Below are 18,516 nucleotides of genomic sequence, written 5' to 3'. Positions count from 1 at the left end.
TTGCTTTAGCTTCTTGAGTCATAAGAATCTCCAATCTTAAATGAAATAGTGAAAAAATACATTAATGTAATCGCTTTACATTAGAAATTATAACATTTTATATTTTTTAAAGCAATATGAAAAATAATTTTTTTTTATAAAAATTTTATTGTTGTTATTATAAAATCAATTTTTCTCTAGACAATTAGGATTTTCTCTGTTACACTTTAAGTGATAAAAATATAATTTTTTTTATAGGAGATGCATTATGACAACTTTTGCAGAATTTAAGTATCAACGTCCAGATATTGACAGCATCAAGACGCAACTTCAGTCTCTCATTCAAGAAATTGCTGAAGCTGAATCTGCTGATCAAGCCTATGCTAGCATTTTGGAATTCCAGAAAATTCAAAATACGATTCTTACTCAAGAATATTTAGCTGGAATTCGCCATTCTATTGACACTCGTGATGAGTATTATAGAACTGAATTTGATTTTTGGAATGAAACATCTCCTATTATTAGTGAATGGATTACAAATTACTATCGGGCAGTCCTAAAATCTCCATTCCGTAAAGAATTAGAAGAAAAAATGCCAATTACTTTCTTTTTAAAAGCTGAACAAGGACTCAAAATCTTCACACCAGAAATTATCCCACTGCTTCAAAAAGAAAATAAACTGATATCTGAATACAACAGTTTAATGGCTGGTGCCGAAGTAGACTATAAAGGCGAACGTCATAATTTAGTTTCACTAAGTGCTTTTGAAAAATCACCTGATCGTGACATTCGTAAAGATGTTAGCCATTTTACAGGAGAATTCCTATTAACCTTACAACCTGAACTTGATCGTATCTTTGATGATCTTGTTAAAACGCGTAACCAAATCGCAAAAGCTCTAGGATTCAATGACTTCGTTGAAGTTGGCTACCTTCGTATGAATCGTCTTGACTTTGACCGTCAAGCTGTTGAACAATACCGCAAAGATATTGTCAAATACGCCGTGCCAATTGGACAAAAAATCTTCAAACGCCAACAAGAACGCTTAGGTCTTGATAGCTTCAAATGCTATGATCTCCCATTAAACTTTATTGATGGCAATGCTAAACCACAAGGAACTTACGATGATACATTAGCAAGTGCTGTTGACTTCTACCATGATTTATCACCTGAAACTGCTACGTTCATAGACTTCATGGTTGATAAAAAACTCTTCGACTTAGATACCAAACCTGGTAAACAAGGTGGTGGGTATTGCCAATACTTACCAGATTTCCAATCACCATTTGTCTTCTCAAACTTTAATGGAACCGCATGGGACGTCGAAGTGATGACCCATGAATTTGGACATGCATTCCAAATCTACACTTCTCGTTGGATTACAAATAACGAATCAATTTGGCCAACTTACGAAAGTTGTGAAATTCACTCAACAAGTATGGAATTCATGGCTTATCCTACTATGGAAAAATTCTTTGGGAAAGATGCTACAAAACACAAATATACTCACCTTGCAGATAGCGTAAAATTCTTACCATACGGTGCATTAGTGGACCACTTCCAACATGAAGTGTATGAACACCCAGAAATGACACCGGAAGAAAGAAGACAAACTTGGCGTAAACTTGAAAAAATGTACTTACCATGGAAAGACTATGATGGCATCCAATTCTATGAAGAAGGTGGCTACTGGTTTAACCAAAGACATATTTTCGTTTCACCATTCTATTACATCGATTACACTCTTGCCCAAATCTGTGCTTACCAATTCTGGTTAAAAATGGTTATCAAAGAAGACAAATCAGCCTTCAATGACTACATAGAAATCTGCCGTATTGGTGGATCACTTCCATTCTTAGAAATTGTTAAAGCAGCTAAACTAGACTCTCCATTTAAAGAAGGTTGCTTAGAAAATATCATGTCTGAAATTGATACCTACTCAGAAAACATTCCTGAAGAAAGCTTTGTACAATAATATGAGTCTATCACCAAAAACCATTGAAGAATTAGCACTTAATCTTAAGGATTACACTATTTCCCTTCGTCGCGATCTTCACTTGATTCCGGAATTAGCCCTTGAATTACCTCAAACAGTTGCCTATGTTAAGGGGCAACTGGATTTGATGGGGGTCCCTTATCAAGCTGATTTTATCCAAGGTAATGGGATAGTAGCCACTATTAGAGGTTTAAAAGAGGCTTCTAATGACAAAACAATCGCACTCAGAGCGGATATGGATGCCCTGCCTATCAAAGAAGAAACAGGCTTGCCTTTTTCCTCAAAAAATGACAATATGCACGCTTGTGGACATGATGGTCATACGGCTATGCTCTTAACAGCGGTTAAAATTCTAATGGCCAATCGTCAGGCCTTCTCAGGGACTGTGAAATGCATTTTTCAACCTGGGGAAGAATATCCCGGTGGTGCTAAATTAATGGTTGAGGAAGGCGCTTTGGAAGACGTAGACTGTATCTTCGGTTTCCACATTGGACAACTTGATCCTAAAATGGCCAGTGGACAGAATGGATTCTGCCCAGGCCCAATGATGGCTTCTATGGATCGCTTTATGATTACCATTACTGGAAAAGGAAATCATGGTGCCTATCCAGAAGATTCAAGAGATCCCATTGTAGCTGGTGGTCAATTGATTACAGCTTTACAATCCATAAAAAGCCGTAATATCAACACCCTGAAACCTTGTGTTCTTTCCATCACACGTGTCCAAAGTGGCTTTAATCAAAATATTATTCCCAATACTTTTGAATTAGAAGGTACCGTTAGAACCTTTGATAATCAGGTTCGTCACCAAGTTCATAAACGGATGGAAGAAATTGCCCAAGGAATCGGCTTAGCTATGTCAGTTGATTGCAAAGTTGACTATGATTATAAATACCCAGCTTTGGTTAATGATGAAAAGGCAACAGCTTTTGCTAAAAGTCGTTTAGCTGAACTTTTTCCAGCTTCGACCTTAGTTGATTTGGAGTATCCTTTGATGAGTTCAGAAGATTTTGCTTCTTACTTAGAAAAAGTTCCCGGAGCCTTCCTCTACTTATCAAACCCAAGAGAAATCGACGGCAAATTCCATGGCCATCACCACCCACAGTTTGATATCGATGAAAGCAAACTGCATTTAGGTGTTCAAGCCTTCGTAAAACTGGCTCTCGATTATCTAGCATAAGAAATAAAAAGAAAAAGGAGAAAATAAAATGACTTTATCAATTGAACCTAAAAATGTCTTTCATTGGTTCTACGAATTAAACCAAATCCCACGAGAATCTGGCCATGAAGAAAAAGTTTCACAATTTTTAATGGACTTTGCCAAAGACCGTGGTTTAGAGGTTCACCAAGACCAACTCTTAAATATTATTATAAAAAAATCAGCTGCAGCAGGATATGAAAATGCAGAACCAGTTATTATCCAAGGCCATATGGACATGGTTTGTGTCAAAACCAAAGAAAGCGTCCATGACTTTGAAAAAGACCCTATCCAAATGTTTGTTGAAGATGGTTTCTTAAAAGCTAAAGGGACTACTTTAGGGGCTGATAATGGCATAGCTGTTGCCATAATCTTAGCTATTTTGGATGGCAACTACAGACACCCGAAATTAGAGTGCCTCATCACAACAAACGAAGAAACTAATATGAGTGGAGCGGGCGCCGTGAATCCAAACCTCCTTTCCGGCACTCGCTTGTTAAATATCGATTCTGAGGAAGAAGGTATTTTCCTAACCTCTTGTGCTGGTGGTGAAACCGATACCTTTACATTCCAATTAGAAAAAGAAAATGTCAAAGGCTATAAAGTGGATTTAGAAGTCTCTGGCTTAAGAGGTGGACATTCTGGGCAAGAAATTATAAAAGAACGTGCTAATGCTAATATTGTTCTTTTCAGAATTTTGAATGCAATGGCCGCTGAAACAAATCTTCATATAGTCCATTTAGAAGGTGGTAGCAAAGATAATGTTATTCCTAACAATGCTTCTGCTACTGTCATTGTCAGTGATTTAAACAAAGCTCAAACTAGTTTTGACCTAATGCTTAAAGATTTGAAAGTTGAATTTGAAAGTGTTGATCCAGACTTAAACGTGTTCTTTTCTGCAGATGAACAAGAAGAGGAATTACAAGCCTATTCAAAAGCACTGACAGAAAAGTTGATTGCTTTCTTCATGGTACTCCCTGATGGTGTCCAAACCATGTCACCAGACGTCAAAGGCTTAGTCCAAACCTCTTTAAACAATGCGATCATGCTTGAAAATGAAGATAATTTCCAATTAATCACATCCCTACGCTCTTCAGTAGAATCAAATCTAACTAATCTTTCTGCTAAATTGGCTTACATTGCTCAATTTGTTGGATGTGGTTTCGAGCAATCTGACTTCTATTCTGGATGGCATTTCGAACCAAATAGCCCACTTAGGGACCTCTGCTTAAAAGTTCATCAAGAAACCTTTAATGAAGAAGCAACATATGATGCTATTCATGCTGGATTAGAATGTGGAATGTTGAAGAAAATTTTACCAAAATGTGATATGATTAGTTATGGTCCTAATTTATATGACGTTCATACTGCAGATGAAAAATTAGATATTGCCTCAGCTGAAAGAATTTGGCAGTTTACCCTAAATTTACTTGAAAGTATGAGTTAAAAAAATGCCAGAGGTAAGGAGAACTATGCACCCAAAAATTGAAAAATATGTTGTTATTGTTGACTTTATCGGAGCCATCATGGGGTCAAAAACGGAAATTGTTCTACATGATTTGACCAAAGGTTTTGAACATTCTGTTGTCTATATCAAAAACAATTTTTCTGGTCGCCAAATTGGCTCTCCTGCAACCGATTTTGTCCTAGATGTTTATAAAAACAAAACCTATTTGGAAAAAGATTTTATTGTCAATTATCAAACAAAAACGCTCAGCGACAAGCTTTGCTACTCGTCATCATTCTTTATCAAAGATGATCATCAAAACTTAATTGGTATGGTTTGCACCAATACCGATCAGTCTGATAATCTGGAAATGAAAGAACTATTTGAAACGGGATTAAGTAAAATCAATCAGGTCCTCAATCTACAATTCTCAAATGATTCTCGTCAAGATATCGTTGAAAACTTCTACTTGTCACCTGAGCAAATGATTGAGAAAATCATTTTCCAAATTACAGATGGTAAGTACCGTCACGGACATGAACTGAAACGCAAACAAAAAATTGAAGTGGTTCGTCAACTTTATCAAAAAGGCTTCTTTGACTTTAAAGAAAGTATTGTTAAAGTGGCCCTTGATTTTCAAATGTCGGAAATTTCCATTTACAAGTACTTACAAGCCGTTAAATCGGAAAGCGAAACATCATAAAAAAACACCTTCACATCATCTTGTGAAGGTGTTTTGTCGTCTCTCATAAGTGATTAACACTTAGCAAAGAGCTTATTTTTCTTTACTTTCAAATCCCTCAGCAACAGCTTCTGGGAAGTTTTCTTCAATGACTTTGGCACTAGCATCGCAGACAAAGGCATTATATGAACGCATTCTTGTTGTTGGGTCAATACGACGTGACCGTTCACAAACTTCGCCTTCTGCTCGTTCTACTGTGAAAGCTAGACCCTCAAAGGTCATAGCATCTGCAGGCGCAGCTTCTAAGTCAGCAATTGTTAATTGGGATACGATCATCAAGACAGCAATATCACTATCCAATGCATTTAGGAGTGTTTTCACTTCTGGACTAGCATAGATTGTCAAGTGGGCTTCTAATGACTTACCAATAATTTTGGCATTACGAGCTTCTTCCAGGGCTTTTTGAGCTTGGTTTCGGAGTGTCATGAAGGCATCCCATGCTTCCAGAATCTCATTTTCACCATTGAAAGTCTCAGCAACTGGTAATTCAGTCAATTGCACAAATTCTTCTTCCTCAAATTCAAGATATGACCAGATTTCTTCTGCTGTATGTGGCAAGATTGGTGTTAAAAGTTTTGTAATCTTAACCAAGATATCATAGAAGACGGTTTGCATAGCACGACGTTGTGGGCTATTTGCAGCTTCGATATAGACAACATCCTTGGCATAATCTAAATAGAAGGCTGATAAATCAACGGTTACAAAGTTAACAACAGCTTTGTAGATAGCCATAAAGTCATAGTTATTATATGACTCGTCGAAGGTTTCTACTAATTTGTTGAACTTGATGGTCATGTATTTGTCAGCAGCTGGTAGATTTTCATAAGCAATGGCATCTGAATTTGGATTGAAATCAGAGGTGTTTGCTAATAAGAAACGTAGAGTATTACGGATCTTACGGTAAGTTTCAGAAACTTGACCTAAAATATCCATAGAAACACGAACGTCGTTATCAGTATCTACTGAAGTCACCCAGAGACGTAAGATTTCAGCACCATATTGTTTTGTCACATCACTTGGTAAAATAGTATTACCTTTTGATTTAGACATTTTTTCACCTTTACCATCAAGAACAAATCCTTGAGATAATACTGATTTATAAGGTGCCTGACCATTTACAGCTACTGATGTGATTAAGGATGAATTAAACCATCCACGGTACTGGTCAGACCCTTCTAAATAAAGGTCAGCAGGGTAGTTCAAGTGTGGACGAGCATTCATAACACTATTCCATGATGACCCTGAATCAAACCAAACATCCATGATATCAGTTTCTTTTGTGAATTCACCATTTGGAGAACCTGGATGAGTAAATCCTTCTGGTAAAAGGTCTTTAGCTTCTTTTTTCCACCAGATAATTGAACCTTCTTTTTCGAACAAATCAGCAACATGGTCAGTCACTTCTTTTGTCATGATAGCTGTGCCATCTTCTGCGTAAAAGATTGGTAAGGGAACACCCCAAGCCCTTTGACGTGAGATAACCCAGTCGCCACGGTCACGAATCATATTGTAGAGACGTGTTTTACCCCATGAAGGATGGAATGTAGTCTTTTCAATTTCATCTAAGATTTCTTGGCGGAATTGAGAAACAGAGGCAAACCACTGTGGAACGGCACGCCAGATAATTGGTTTCTTAGTACGCCAGTCAAATGGGTATGAGTGGTTGATGACTTCGCTGGCTAGTAGCAAGTCACCAAGTTTTTCTTGAACAATTGGGATTACTTTATCATAGAACTTGCCTTGGAAATCTGGTCCAGCATTTTCCATCATAATACCACGTTCATCAACGGTAACAGCTACTTCAAGTTTATATTGCATGCCGACATTGTAATCATCTTCACCAAAACCTGGTGCTGTATGGACAATACCTGTACCTGAATCAAGAGTAACATGATCACCTAAGATAACATATTCTGTTACTTCTGTATCCCATGGATGTTCAGTTTCAATGAATTCAAGGTCTTTACCTTTATAGGTTGCAACTGTCTCAAATTCTGGCCAACCAAATTTAGCTGCTAGACTATCTAGCAATCCTTCGGCAACAAGGTACTTCTGACTCTTACCTGCAGGTCTCACAACAACGTAATCCATTTCCGGACCAACTGTCAAACCACGCGAAGCCGTTACTGTAAACGGTGTAGTTGTCCAGACGACGATATAGGTATCTGTATCAAGAATGCCTTTACCGTGTTTCACTTTATTCGCATAGTAAAGAGAAGTTGAATCAATATCATGGTATTCAATCTCAGCTTCAGCAAGGGCTGATTCTGATGACCAAGACCAGTAAACTGGCTTAGCCCCACGATAGATATAGCCCTTGTCAGCCATAGCCCCAAAGACACGGATTTGATTAGCTTCGTATTCAGGCATTAAAGTGACGTATGGGTTTTCCCAATCTGCTGAGACACCTAAACGTTTGAAATCTTCACGTTGTTTATCAACTTGAGAAAGTGCATACTTCCGACACATTTCCAAGTATTCCGCTAAATCCATTTCTTTACGTTTGATACCTTTTTTGGCTAAAACCTGTTCGATTGGTAGTCCGTGTGTATCCCAACCAGGAATAAATGGTGCTTGGTAACCAGACATTGATTTGGCACGAACGATGATATCTTTTGAAATTTTATTTAATGCATGACCAACGTGGATATTCCCATTAGCATATGGTGGGCCATCATGTAAATGGAAAGCTGGTTTACCTTCGTTTAAGGCTTGTCTTTTTTTATAGATATCTGCTTCTTCCCAAGATTGTTGCCATTGTGGCTCTTTTGTTGGAAGACCTGCCCGCATTGGGAAAGCCGTCTTGCCAAGATTTAATGTTTCTTTTAATTTCATAATGTGAGACTCCTTCTCATAACTCGTCACTGCGATAATATAAAAAGCCCTCGTCTATAAAAGGACGAAAGCTCGTGGTACCACCTTAATTCAGAATAGTGCTTGCACTATTCCCTCGTGGCTCGTAAGGTGAGCTAGACCTTTCAACTTACTAAGATTTCAGTTGAAATGATTGAAAATGATAACGGATTAATCTAGGGAATGCAGAACTCTCATCATCTTCTGCTTGCTGTATTTGTGGATTAATCAGTCGTGTTTTTCTTAATCTTCAATATTTAATTTAAAAGTTTGTGTTTCGTTAAGGTTAATGCCTGAATCAGATGATTCCTCATTACCATTCAATGCAAATTCTGTAGATTCTAATTCTTTATTGCTTTCATCTACACGACGTTGCAATTCAGCCATTTCTTCTGGAGTGAATTGACGTGTCGCATCAAATGAAGCAGAGTCATTAGTTTCTGGCACATCTTCATTAAGAACTTCTTTTACCACTTCTTTAAAAGCAGCATCTGAATTTTGAAGATAAACAGCTGTTGGTTGCAATAATTCATCCCATTCAGGAGAATTTGATAAAGTCAATTGTGATTCAATTGATGAAATTAAACGTTGGTGGAAGACACGTGTTTGACGTTTTAATTCTTCAGTTTCCACTGCTACACGTTTTGCTTCGTCAGTTGCATCACGTAACATTTGGTTAGCTTTTGCTTTAGATTCATCTAACAAGTGTTGAGCATCATAGTTAGCTTTACTTACCAAGTTACTTGCTTCCGCATTTGCTGAAGCTTTAACTTTTTCTGCAGTTTCTTGAGCAAGAATAACAGATTGACTCAATGATTCTTTCATTTCGTCGAAATAAGATAATTTTTCTTCAAGTGTTTTGATTTTAGCTTCCTGCTCACGATTCTTCTTAACGAGAGCTTCATAATCATCAACAACAATATCTAAAAATTCATTTACTTCTTCTTCGCTGTAACCACGTAATTTGGTTTTAAATGTTTTATCTTTAATTTCAAGTGCTGTAAGTGCCATTATTTCTCCTTATTTTTGCATTGTTTTGCTAAGCGTCAATTTATACTTTCCATTTTTGGTAAGACCATTATCTGAAATAAACTTGAATCGTCCAAAACCCCTGACACTGACCAAATCATCAAGATTAAGTGTTTCAGAAGTCTTATCGATGATGCGATAATTAACTTTTACTTTTTCAGATTCAATTAATTTAATTGCCTGACTTCGAGATAACTTGAAGACAGTCGCAATCACTCGATCAAGCCTAAGGCTAGAAAGTGTAACATCCAATAGAATTTCATCTACTGTAGGCTTAATAAGCTGACTTATTGGTATTTCTTTTAGGTTAACACTAGCTCTAGCAATCTTATTAATATGATTTAAAAGATAAGATACCATAGCTTTTGTGGTTAAGACCTGAGCATAACCTTCCTCAACAAGGATATCGCCAAGCAAGCTTCTTTTAATCCCTAATTCATGAATTAGAGCACCAAGAATTTGCGAATGTTTTATCTTATTGAATTTAGGATTATAAACAATTTCAACCAGTGCTAAGTCAAAATCTGATTCATCTAATTGATAATAATCTGGTGCAATAATCATACGACCATATTCCGTATGGAAATAATCACTTGACGAAAAGGCCTGTAATTGACTGCTAGCAACCAATATTTTGACTATTTCAATCTGTCTTGGATCTAGAAAATCAGTAAGATAGTAAGTATAATTATTTTCAACCCGACTAATAATATCATTTATCTTTTCAATAAATGGTGATTCACTAGGGTGAAAATGTTGTTTGATATCTTTACTTGTCATCCAATTACTAATTTAATCAAAAAATTACTTAAAAAGTTGAGTGCTATCATGACTGCAAAAACTGTAAAGTCAATCCCTGCAAATTGCAAAGGCAATTTTCTAAAAGGTTGAATGACAGGTTCTACCAATTGACAAATCAATCTTCCCAACCAAGTATCATATGCACCTGGAAACCAAGAAAGTAGTGCATAACCTAGTAGAAGGTATGAATATACTTTAATGAGATTAAGGACGATAACTAATAGAAATATCATATTTAGCGTCTCTTCATATCAAAATCATAACCAAAGTCTTGATTACTATTAGGAATATTCATTTCTTCAATATTAACAGATACATTCGAAGGGGTCAACAAATACATTGAAGAACCGACCTTTTGTAAAGAGCCGTACAAGACTTTACTTGCTCCGTCAATAAAATCCAAACAACGTCTAGCTTGTGCATCAAGCATATATTGGAAATCCATCAAGACACATTCGTTTTCAATGAGCAAGTCAACAATCTCTTGTGCATCCTCATACTTCTTAGGAAATTTAAGGGCAATTGTTGTTTGACCAGTTACCGCTGCTGTTTCAACTTGTCTTTCAGGTTTTCTGGCAGCTTGTGAACCATATTGGGTACTACGACGTTCCATTGTTTCTGGTGCATTTGTTCTTTGCTGTGCTTGATAGCTTGGTGCTACTTGTTGTTCAGACTTGTAAGAACGTGCCGGTTGAACAGGACGATTAGCAGTTTGCTGGCTAGCACGTGGACTTGCTTGAGTTTGTGGGTTTGGACGTGTCGCTTGTTGTTGTGGTTTTGGTGCTACAGCTTCCTCTGTTCTTTGAACTGGAGCATCATCTTCCACTTCGCTGACGTCATCAGTATCAAAATAAGATACCATCTTATTAATTGCGTCTTTAAATGCCATCTTTTATCTCCATTATTTAAAGAAAGAAGTTCCAATACGAACAAAAGTTGCACCGTTTTGAACAGCGATTGGATAATCATTGCTCATTCCCATGCTTAACTCAGTAAAAGGCATATTCTTTCTGTTTTGCGATTGCAGTTTTTGTCTTATCTGATTTGTTTCTTTAAAGATGTTGTGAAGTATTTCTGGATCTGCGCCTAATGGAGCCATTGTCATTATGCCAACTAGTTGTAACATATCTAATTCTTCCAACTGTGGAATAATGTCATCCAATTCATCTGGTGAAAAGCCATGTTTACTTTCTTCACCTGATACATTTAGCTGAAGGAAACATTTAATGGGCTTTTCAGCTCTTTTTTGAATTTCTTTTGCTAAATTAATCGAATCTAGTGCATGAAAGTAATCAATCTGATTAATAAAATCTTTAACTTTTCGTCTTTGGACACTACCAATAAAATGCCAAGTTATGTCCTTATCTTGTAAGGCATGATATTTAGCTAAGAATTTATCTACTCGATTTTCACCGAGATGACAAATTCCAGCATCTATCAATTCCTTAGTCGCTTCTAAATCTGCGTACTTGGTAACACCAATCACAGTAACAGAATTTCCAAAACGACCTGCAGCTTCTAAGCTTTTATGGAGTTCTTCAAAGATTACATCTTTATTCTTTTTAATAGTCATTGTGTTTCTTAACGATTTTTAAAGAATGGTGGTGTTTCTAATTCGTCATCATCTGATTCATTTGCTGAGAAAGTTGACATATTTAATTGTTTGTCTAATTCACTCTCAGTTGGACGTTCAATGTTGTCACGTCGTAAGTCCCAATTACCAAAGGCAGAGCCTTGATTTTGGTTAGAGCTTACTTTTTGTGATTTCACTTGAGCTCTTGGCATTTCGCGTGTTTCTGCCATGTCAAAGTCAAAGTTTGATTGACGCTCAAAATTTGGTTGAACTGCTTGGTGTGTCTGTTCACTTGCGTATTGAGCACCAGCTTGTTGAGCAGAACCATTATTGAAAGTACGAGGTTGGCTACGGAAACCAGCAACTTGTTCAGCTTTATCTTGACGAACACCAGTCGCAACAACAGTTACACGAATTTCATCTTTCATTGAGTCATCAATTGAAGTACCCAACCAGATATTAACGCCATTACCTGCAGCTTGACCGACAATTTCAGAAGCTTCTTCAGCTTCAGTAAGTGTCATATCGAGACCACCAGTAACGTTAACGATGACATCTTCAGCACCATCAATTGTTGTTTCTAACAATGGTGAGTAAATTGCTTTACGAGCAGCTTCGATGATACGTTCTTCACCTGAACCAATACCAATACCCATCAATGCATTACCTTTATTTGCCATAACTGTTTTCACATCAGCAAAGTCAAGATTGATTAAACCTGGGTTAGTGATAAGGTCAGTAATCCCTTGAACACCTTGTCTCAAGACATTATCAGCTTCACTTAGTGCTTCTAACAATGGTGTTTTCTTATCAACAATTTCAAGAAGGTTATTATTTGAAATGATTAAAAGTGTATCAACTTGCTCACGTAATTCTTGAATACCATCAATCGCAAAGTTACCACGTTTGTTTCCTTCGAAACCAAATGGACGAGTAACTACTGCAACTGTCAAAGCACCTAAGCTTTTAGCGATGCGAGCGATAACTGGAGCAGCTCCAGTACCAGAACCACCACCCATACCAGCAGTGATAAAGACCATATCAGCACCAGTAATAGCTTCAGTTAACGTTTCTTCACTTTCTTCAGCAGCTTTACGACCAACTTCAGGTTGACCTCCAGCACCGAGACCACGAGTTAATTTAGGGCCTAATTGAATGACTGTTTCCGCTTTAGATGAACTTAAAGCTTGAATATCAGTATTAGCTGCGATGAATTCAACACCAGCAACACCTTCTTCAATCATACGATTGATAGCATTACCGCCACCACCGCCGACACCGATTACTTTAATGATTGCACCTTGAATTGATCCTGTATCGAATGAAAATGCCATTTTATTCCTCACTTTTTTACTATCTTTTGTCTAGTTTTATTTTTAAAAAATTTTAGTCAAACATACTTCCGAAGATACCACGAACACGTTCCCCTATACCAGGTTTTGATTCAGCTGGCGCTTGTTTTGTATAATCGACAGGATTTGCTTGTTGATTGCTGTTATAATTAGCAGCTTGCTGATTTCTAGGTTCATTGTACTGAGGAACATATGAATCGTGACCACCAAAATCAATTGGTTTGCGACGAAGCATTTCTTCACCGTTAACAGCACCTTGAGCGAGAACGTCAACTTCTGACATTTTACCAACATACTCTACCAAGCTAATCACATTAGCAAACATTGGATTGCGAATACCAACTTGATTTGGAACATGGAGTTTGACAGTTGTCCCAAAGATTTCTTGAGCAATCTCAACAACTCCAGGAACAATTGAGCCACCACCAATAAGAACAATACCACCAGGTAAGTCTAATAGGCGACCACGATCTAAATCTTGTTTAACGCGATCTAAAATGTGACGAATACGGGCTGAAATAATTTCAGATAAATAACGTTCTGAAACTTCAACTGGCTCATCACTACCAACCACATCAACATTTACAGTTTCTGTTGGGCTAGCTTCATTAACGTTGGCTTGACCAAAGTTAAATTTCAAAGCTTCCGCAATTGACATCGATGTTTTCAAGACTTTTGAAATATCTTTGGTGATGTAATCGCCACCTTCAGTATAAATGTTAGTGTATTGCAATTCTTGAGCACGCATAGAAGCTACTGTTGTTTGACCGCCACCCATGTCAATAACTGTTGCACCAAATTCACGTTCACCTTCATTAAGAACTGAACGAGCCATCGCTAATGGAGTGATGATGATATTTTCTACGGTAATCCCCGCACGTTCAACTGTTTTACGAAGGTTATGTAAGATTGTACTTGGTCCAGTGTAAATCAAACCGCGCATTTCTAAACGAATCCCCATCATGCCACGAGGATCACGAATGCCTTGGAAACCATCTACAATAAACTCTTCTGGAACTAAAGAAATGACTTCACGTTCAGGTGTGATGCTTTTGGTTAGCGCTGACTTAACAACACTATCAACATCCTCGTCCTTAATTTCTTTAGACTCGCTAGGAACTGGAATCATTCCTTGAGTTGGTTCAATTTGAAGAAGATTTGCTGGTAAGCCAACATTGATTTTATCAATAGTCATACCTGCTTTTTCTTCAGCTTGCTCCACTGCGGTTTTTATTGCAGCAGCTGCTGCTTCAATATCAATTATTATGCCATCTCTTACGCCGGTACTAGGGACGTTACTAACTCCAATGACGTTCATTTCACCTGAAATAAACTCCGCTACTAAAACTTTAATTGAGCTAGTTCCTATATCTAAACCAGTAAAAAAGCCATTTCTAGCCATTCACTTGACCTCACTATCTTTCCAAACTTTTACTATTCTAAATACTGCTAAAAACAGAATTATTCAGTGGATATTATACCATAAAAAAACGTAAAATGTTACCATTTTACGCATTTTGTTATATAAACTTAATCTTTTTTGTCAATTTAATTATGAGCAAAAAGCAATCCGTTTTTATCAAAAAAATCTATTTTTGAAAGCAATTTTTATAATATTTTTGAAAATATTTTTTATTATTGAGCAGGAACTTGATCTTCTGCCTGACTTGAGCTTTCTGTTTGACTTTGCTGCTGGTTTGGATCGACTTGACCCGATTGTTGATTTGGGTCTGACTGAGCCTCACTTGATTGCGCTAGATCGGTTGACGGAATGTTACTAGAAGAATTTGTTGTCTCCTTCTTTTTAGCTGCTTTATTTACTTGCTCCTCTTTAACTTTGGCCTCCGCAGCTTCAATATCACTTGTTGTTGAATAAATACCAACTTCCATATCGACAATAGCTTTGTCCTTTAAATTCTTTTTCAACTTAAGATAGTATGGCATCTTCTCCATCAATTGAGACTGGGGAACCCGAATAGTATTGCCGTCTTGCATTTCAATTGATAAGAGATCTGGTGTTGACTTTGAATTTGCAAGCGATACTGATTTAACATCCTTCACCAATTTTCTTGGCAATTTCGCTAAGACTTTAACTAAGTATTGAATATCATTTTCATTTTTTAAATTAATAATTAAAAAGTTTTTTGGTAACTGATTCTTATTAACAATTGTTACCCGACGCCCATTCTCCAAAATAGGTTGAAAGCCATTCTTTTCTTCAGCATAAGCAATAATGCGATACTCTTTAACATTAAATATAAAATGATTTGGTAATTCATATTGAATGGATAAGTCTTTAACCCAAGGGTTGCTAGCTTTAATGGCATCGATATGTTTTTGTCTAGAAAACAGGACCGATAAAAAGTACTCAGAAGGTTTAATCTTACTCTGATTAACCAATTCCACCAAACTACTGTGACTATTTCCTTTTGAATCAAAGGTTTTCATTTTACTATAGGGTGTCAAGAAAAAGATTGATGTCCCCATAATTAAGAGACTGACCAACAAGACTGGGAGAGCTTTTATCAGAGCTTTTTGTCTTTTTGTTTTTTCTCTTTTCTCCTTAGGCTGCTTTTCTTTTTTAATGAGTATTTTAGAAATTTTTTTCTCTTCTACTTCTTCAGTCGGTTCATCCAGTTGAAGTTGAGCCTTTTTCTCAATCATCAACTTTTCTTTAAGCTTTTTTTCTTCTTCAGCCTGAATTTTTTTCTTTTCCAGAAACTCAATGTTTCTCTTTTGCCATTCTGTTAAAACAACTGGCTCTTTGTCAGGGCTATTTTTTTTCTTTTTTGCCATTTAATTTTCCTTAATTTTCGAGCTCATATCAGCTCTTAATTGTTTATAGAAAATATCTGGTGACGTTAATTCACGTGCACTAGCCATAGCTGACTTATATTCATCTTGGTTTACCAATAAGTTGGAAACTTTTTGACTAAGGCTATCTAAAGTTAATTCATTTTCCATAAGTTCTTGAGAATAGCCATGGTCAACAAAATACTTTGCATTTTCCAATTGATCACCACGACTAGCTTCTTTACCTAGCGGTACAATGACATGCAATTTTTGCATAGCCAAAAGTTCAAAAATGGTATTAGACCCACCTCTAGTGATAACCACATCTGCTAAATTCATCAAAGGTTGGTAGAGTTCTGTCACATAATCAATACGGAAAAGATTTTTTTCCAAACTGTTTAAGCTAGGGTCACCGCTGATATTTATAACATTAAATTTTTCTGTCAATCCAGGTGTTTGACTAATAAAATTGTTGAAAACCTTAGCCCCTGCTGATCCACCGATAAACAAAAGTGTTTTTAAATCCGGATTGAATTGTTCAACAATCTCTTGCACTTGAGGATTTGAAGACGTTAAAGAGTCACTGCTCACTTTAGTAACTGCACCTATGTGTTTAGCTTTTTTGAGGTGCGTTTCCGGTTCAAAAGTTGTATACATGGTTGTCGCAAATTTAGAAGCAATTTTATTAGCTAGACCCATAGATAAATCGGATTCATGAACAAAAACTGGTAGACGTAATAGGCTTGCTGCAATAACTGGTGGTACTGAAACAAATCCACCTTTTGAAAAGAGGGCTTTAGGTCTAATACGTGCAATAATGACCATTGATTGCAATAAACCAATGCCAACTTTAAAAACATCTAAAAGGTTTTGCCAAGAAAAATAACGTCTTAATTTACCCGTTTTGATACCATGAAAGGTTACATCTAGTCCTGACTTTTGAATTTCTTGGTATTCAATACCATGTTTATCACCGATGTAATGGACTTGCCAACCCTCTTTGATAAATTGTGGCATTAAGATCAGATTTAAGGTTACATGACCGACTGTTCCACCACCAGTGAAAATAATCTTTTTAGCCATTAGGCATCTCCTTTAAGTTCTGAGATTGTTTTCAAGAATTCGTCCCCACGAATTTCAAAGTTAGGATACATATCCCAACTTGCATTGGCTGGACTTAAAAGAATGATATCACCTTGACATGCCTCTGAAAAAGCAATTCTGGTCGCGTCAGCTATATCTTTAGCATCTATTGAAGGCACTTGAGCCATCTCAGCTGCTTCTTTCATTTTAGGGGCAGATTCTCCCAAAAGAATCATTTTTTTCAACCCTTTAAGGTCAGGAACTAGGTCATCAAAAGTATTACCACGATCTAAACCGCCAGCAATTAAGATTACTTTTTCATTATCAAATCCTGATAGGGCTTTTTGGCAAGCTAAAATATTGGTAGATTTACTATCATTATAGAAGGTCACACCATTAATATTTCCAGCATTTTGCAAGCGGTGTTTAACCCCACCAAAGTGCGCTAAACTTTCAGCAATGACAGCATTTTCAACACCTGATAATTTAGCTACAATGATTGTCGCCAAAGCATTTTCAACATTGTGGAGACCAGGTACACCAATGGCATCCGCATCCATAATATAGTCACCTTGATAAAAGAGTTTACCATCAGCTAAATAAGCTCCATCCACTTCTTTCTCAGTCGAGATGAAGAGAACTTTGGCCTTGGTTCTTGCTGCTAATTCATGAGAAATCACTTGGTTAGCATTCAAAATCAAACAGTCTTCCTGCGTCATCCGATTTTGAAGATTCCACTTAGCCTCCACATAAGCTTCAAAACTACCATGATAATCAACATGAGTCGGCATCAAGTTTGTAATAATGGCAATATGAGGATGGAATTGGTCCACACCCATCAATTGGAAGGAAGACAACTCCATAATTAACCGGTCATTTTCGCTAGCTTTTTGAACAACTTCAGACGCAGGAAAACCAATATTTCCAGATAGTAAAGCTGATTGGCCGGCATGATTTAATAAATCAGCAATCATGGTTGTAGTTGTCGTTTTACCATTTGAACCAGTAATAGCTACAATTGGTACTTCTGAGACCAAATAAGCCAATTCGACTTCTGTTAAAACTGGAATTCCTTTTGCCAATGCTTTTTCCACCATTGGATTGGTGTATGGGATACCTGGGTTTTTCACCATCACTTCAAAATCTTCGTCCAAGAGTTCCAAAGGATGACTACCACAAATAACCTTAATACCATCTTCCAGTAAGGCCTGCGCGGCAGGATTTTCTTCAAATACTTTACCGTCATTAACAGTAACTAGTGCGCCTAATTGAGCTAGTAGCCGGGCTGCCGCTTCCCCAGAACGAGCTAAACCGAGAATTAAGACTTTTTTATTTTCAAAATTTGTAATTTTTTTCATTTTGTACACACGCCATCCATTCTAATACCATCTTATTTTACCTTTATTTTCTAGCTTTTTCAAGGTTAAGACCAGATACAAGCAAAAGCAATTTTCCAGATGAAAAGCCAGAAATGTCAAAAGACCAGCCTTTCAAAAGCGGCTCTATAATTTCTGTAGTGGGTAAATCCTCAAAAGAGATTATAGGTCTTTTTCGTTATTGAAATTTTTCACACCAAAAAAGTCCCATATGATCTATAATGAAAAGCGACTAAACCATCATTAGAAAGGTATCATATGGAACAATTTGATTTTATCACAAACATTCTTGGA

The 18,516-nt window shown here is 36.8% G+C and carries 15 protein-coding genes; 4 read left to right on the top strand and 11 right to left on the bottom strand.

The window, feature by feature from the left end; translation table 11 throughout:
- The first annotated feature begins 247 nt into the window (after positions 1 to 247).
- The 4 genes from AT575_RS05370 to AT575_RS05355 are packed head-to-tail and all read left to right on the top strand — an operon-like array spanning position 248 to position 5,323.
- Positions 248 to 1,954 carry a M3 family oligoendopeptidase gene (locus tag AT575_RS05370; RefSeq protein WP_102777485.1) on the top strand — a complete coding sequence of 569 codons (1,707 nt, stop codon included), beginning with the start codon at positions 248 to 250 and terminating at the stop codon, positions 1,952 to 1,954.
- Positions 1,944 to 3,155, top strand: a complete 1,212-nt coding sequence (locus tag AT575_RS05365; RefSeq protein ID WP_245871475.1) for a M20 metallopeptidase family protein — start codon at positions 1,944 to 1,946, stop codon at positions 3,153 to 3,155. The genes AT575_RS05370 and AT575_RS05365 overlap by 11 nt, the downstream gene beginning before the upstream one ends.
- Before the next feature lie 28 nt (positions 3,156 to 3,183).
- Positions 3,184 to 4,620, top strand: coding sequence for an aminoacyl-histidine dipeptidase (locus AT575_RS05360; protein WP_102777483.1), 1,437 nt, complete (start codon positions 3,184 to 3,186; stop codon positions 4,618 to 4,620).
- Positions 4,621 to 4,645: 25 nt separating this feature from the next.
- On the top strand, positions 4,646 to 5,323 hold the full coding sequence (locus AT575_RS05355) for a helix-turn-helix transcriptional regulator (protein ID WP_102777482.1): 678 nt from the start codon (positions 4,646 to 4,648) through the stop codon (positions 5,321 to 5,323).
- 72 nt (positions 5,324 to 5,395) lie between these two features.
- Here the strand turns inward: AT575_RS05355 and ileS are convergent, their stop codons facing one another.
- The 11 genes from ileS to murD all read right to left on the bottom strand — a co-directional run bounded on the left by ileS (position 5,396) and on the right by murD (position 18,204).
- Positions 5,396 to 8,197 (bottom strand): isoleucine--tRNA ligase, encoded by a 2,802-nt coding sequence (gene ileS, locus AT575_RS05350; RefSeq protein ID WP_102777481.1) that lies wholly within the window; start codon positions 8,195 to 8,197, stop codon positions 5,396 to 5,398.
- A gap of 261 nt (positions 8,198 to 8,458) precedes the next feature.
- A complete protein-coding gene (locus tag AT575_RS05345) occupies positions 8,459 to 9,226 on the bottom strand; it encodes a DivIVA domain-containing protein (protein ID WP_102777480.1) in 768 nt (255 codons plus the stop codon).
- A gap of 9 nt (positions 9,227 to 9,235) precedes the next feature.
- Positions 9,236 to 10,024 carry a YlmH family RNA-binding protein gene (locus AT575_RS05340; RefSeq protein ID WP_102777479.1) on the bottom strand — a complete coding sequence of 263 codons (789 nt, stop codon included), beginning with the start codon at positions 10,022 to 10,024 and terminating at the stop codon, positions 9,236 to 9,238.
- Complete coding sequence (locus tag AT575_RS05335; RefSeq protein ID WP_071792697.1) at positions 10,021 to 10,278, bottom strand: YggT family protein; 258 nt, start codon at positions 10,276 to 10,278, stop codon at positions 10,021 to 10,023. Before AT575_RS05335 ends, AT575_RS05340 begins: the two co-directional genes overlap by 4 nt.
- Positions 10,279 to 10,280: 2 nt before the next feature.
- Positions 10,281 to 10,934, bottom strand: a complete 654-nt coding sequence (locus AT575_RS05330) for a cell division protein SepF (RefSeq protein ID WP_102777478.1) — start codon at positions 10,932 to 10,934, stop codon at positions 10,281 to 10,283.
- A gap of 12 nt (positions 10,935 to 10,946) precedes the next feature.
- Positions 10,947 to 11,618: a YggS family pyridoxal phosphate-dependent enzyme gene (locus AT575_RS05325; RefSeq protein WP_102777477.1), complete on the bottom strand. Its 672-nt coding sequence runs from the start codon at positions 11,616 to 11,618 to the stop codon at positions 10,947 to 10,949.
- Between the two features lie 8 nt (positions 11,619 to 11,626).
- On the bottom strand, positions 11,627 to 12,952 hold the full coding sequence (gene ftsZ, locus AT575_RS05320; RefSeq protein ID WP_102777476.1) for a cell division protein FtsZ: 1,326 nt from the start codon (positions 12,950 to 12,952) through the stop codon (positions 11,627 to 11,629).
- A gap of 52 nt (positions 12,953 to 13,004) precedes the next feature.
- A complete protein-coding gene (ftsA, locus tag AT575_RS05315; protein ID WP_102777475.1) occupies positions 13,005 to 14,372 on the bottom strand; it encodes a cell division protein FtsA in 1,368 nt (455 codons plus the stop codon).
- A gap of 233 nt (positions 14,373 to 14,605) precedes the next feature.
- Positions 14,606 to 15,766 carry a cell division protein FtsQ/DivIB gene (locus AT575_RS05310; RefSeq protein ID WP_102777474.1) on the bottom strand — a complete coding sequence of 387 codons (1,161 nt, stop codon included), beginning with the start codon at positions 15,764 to 15,766 and terminating at the stop codon, positions 14,606 to 14,608.
- Positions 15,767 to 16,846 (bottom strand): UDP-N-acetylglucosamine--N-acetylmuramyl-(pentapeptide) pyrophosphoryl-undecaprenol N-acetylglucosamine transferase, encoded by a 1,080-nt coding sequence (locus AT575_RS05305; RefSeq protein WP_102777473.1) that lies wholly within the window; start codon positions 16,844 to 16,846, stop codon positions 15,767 to 15,769. It lies immediately after the preceding gene.
- On the bottom strand, positions 16,846 to 18,204 hold the full coding sequence (gene murD, locus AT575_RS05300; protein ID WP_102777472.1) for a UDP-N-acetylmuramoyl-L-alanine--D-glutamate ligase: 1,359 nt from the start codon (positions 18,202 to 18,204) through the stop codon (positions 16,846 to 16,848). Before murD ends, AT575_RS05305 begins: the two co-directional genes overlap by 1 nt.
- Positions 18,205 to 18,516 lie beyond the last annotated feature (312 nt).

This window comes from Streptococcus penaeicida, from assembly GCF_002887775.1.
Taxonomy (GTDB): domain Bacteria; phylum Bacillota; class Bacilli; order Lactobacillales; family Streptococcaceae; genus Streptococcus; species Streptococcus penaeicida.
Note: the sequence above shows the minus strand (reverse complement) of the source record. Positions and strands in the feature narration are given on the sequence as shown.

What these genes read in the sequence shown, in the direction of transcription:
- AT575_RS05370 (WP_102777485.1), top strand. Translation starts at nt 248, where the DNA reads ATGACAACTTTTGCAGAATTTAAGTATCAACGTCCAGATATTGACAGC.
- AT575_RS05360 (WP_102777483.1), top strand. Translation starts at nt 3,184, where the DNA reads ATGACTTTATCAATTGAACCTAAAAATGTCTTTCATTGGTTCTACGAA.
- AT575_RS05355 (WP_102777482.1), top strand. Translation starts at nt 4,646, where the DNA reads ATGCACCCAAAAATTGAAAAATATGTTGTTATTGTTGACTTTATCGGA.
- ileS (WP_102777481.1), bottom strand. Translation starts at nt 8,197, where the DNA reads ATGAAATTAAAAGAAACATTAAATCTTGGCAAGACGGCTTTCCCAATG.
- AT575_RS05345 (WP_102777480.1), bottom strand. Translation starts at nt 9,226, where the DNA reads ATGGCACTTACAGCACTTGAAATTAAAGATAAAACATTTAAAACCAAA.
- AT575_RS05340 (WP_102777479.1), bottom strand. Translation starts at nt 10,024, where the DNA reads ATGACAAGTAAAGATATCAAACAACATTTTCACCCTAGTGAATCACCA.
- AT575_RS05335 (WP_071792697.1), bottom strand. Translation starts at nt 10,278, where the DNA reads ATGATATTTCTATTAGTTATCGTCCTTAATCTCATTAAAGTATATTCA.
- AT575_RS05330 (WP_102777478.1), bottom strand. Translation starts at nt 10,934, where the DNA reads ATGGCATTTAAAGACGCAATTAATAAGATGGTATCTTATTTTGATACT.
- AT575_RS05325 (WP_102777477.1), bottom strand. Translation starts at nt 11,618, where the DNA reads ATGACTATTAAAAAGAATAAAGATGTAATCTTTGAAGAACTCCATAAA.
- ftsZ (WP_102777476.1), bottom strand. Translation starts at nt 12,952, where the DNA reads ATGGCATTTTCATTCGATACAGGATCAATTCAAGGTGCAATCATTAAA.
- ftsA (WP_102777475.1), bottom strand. Translation starts at nt 14,372, where the DNA reads ATGGCTAGAAATGGCTTTTTTACTGGTTTAGATATAGGAACTAGCTCA.
- AT575_RS05310 (WP_102777474.1), bottom strand. Translation starts at nt 15,766, where the DNA reads ATGGCAAAAAAGAAAAAAAATAGCCCTGACAAAGAGCCAGTTGTTTTA.
- AT575_RS05305 (WP_102777473.1), bottom strand. Translation starts at nt 16,846, where the DNA reads ATGGCTAAAAAGATTATTTTCACTGGTGGTGGAACAGTCGGTCATGTA.
- murD (WP_102777472.1), bottom strand. Translation starts at nt 18,204, where the DNA reads ATGAAAAAAATTACAAATTTTGAAAATAAAAAAGTCTTAATTCTCGGT.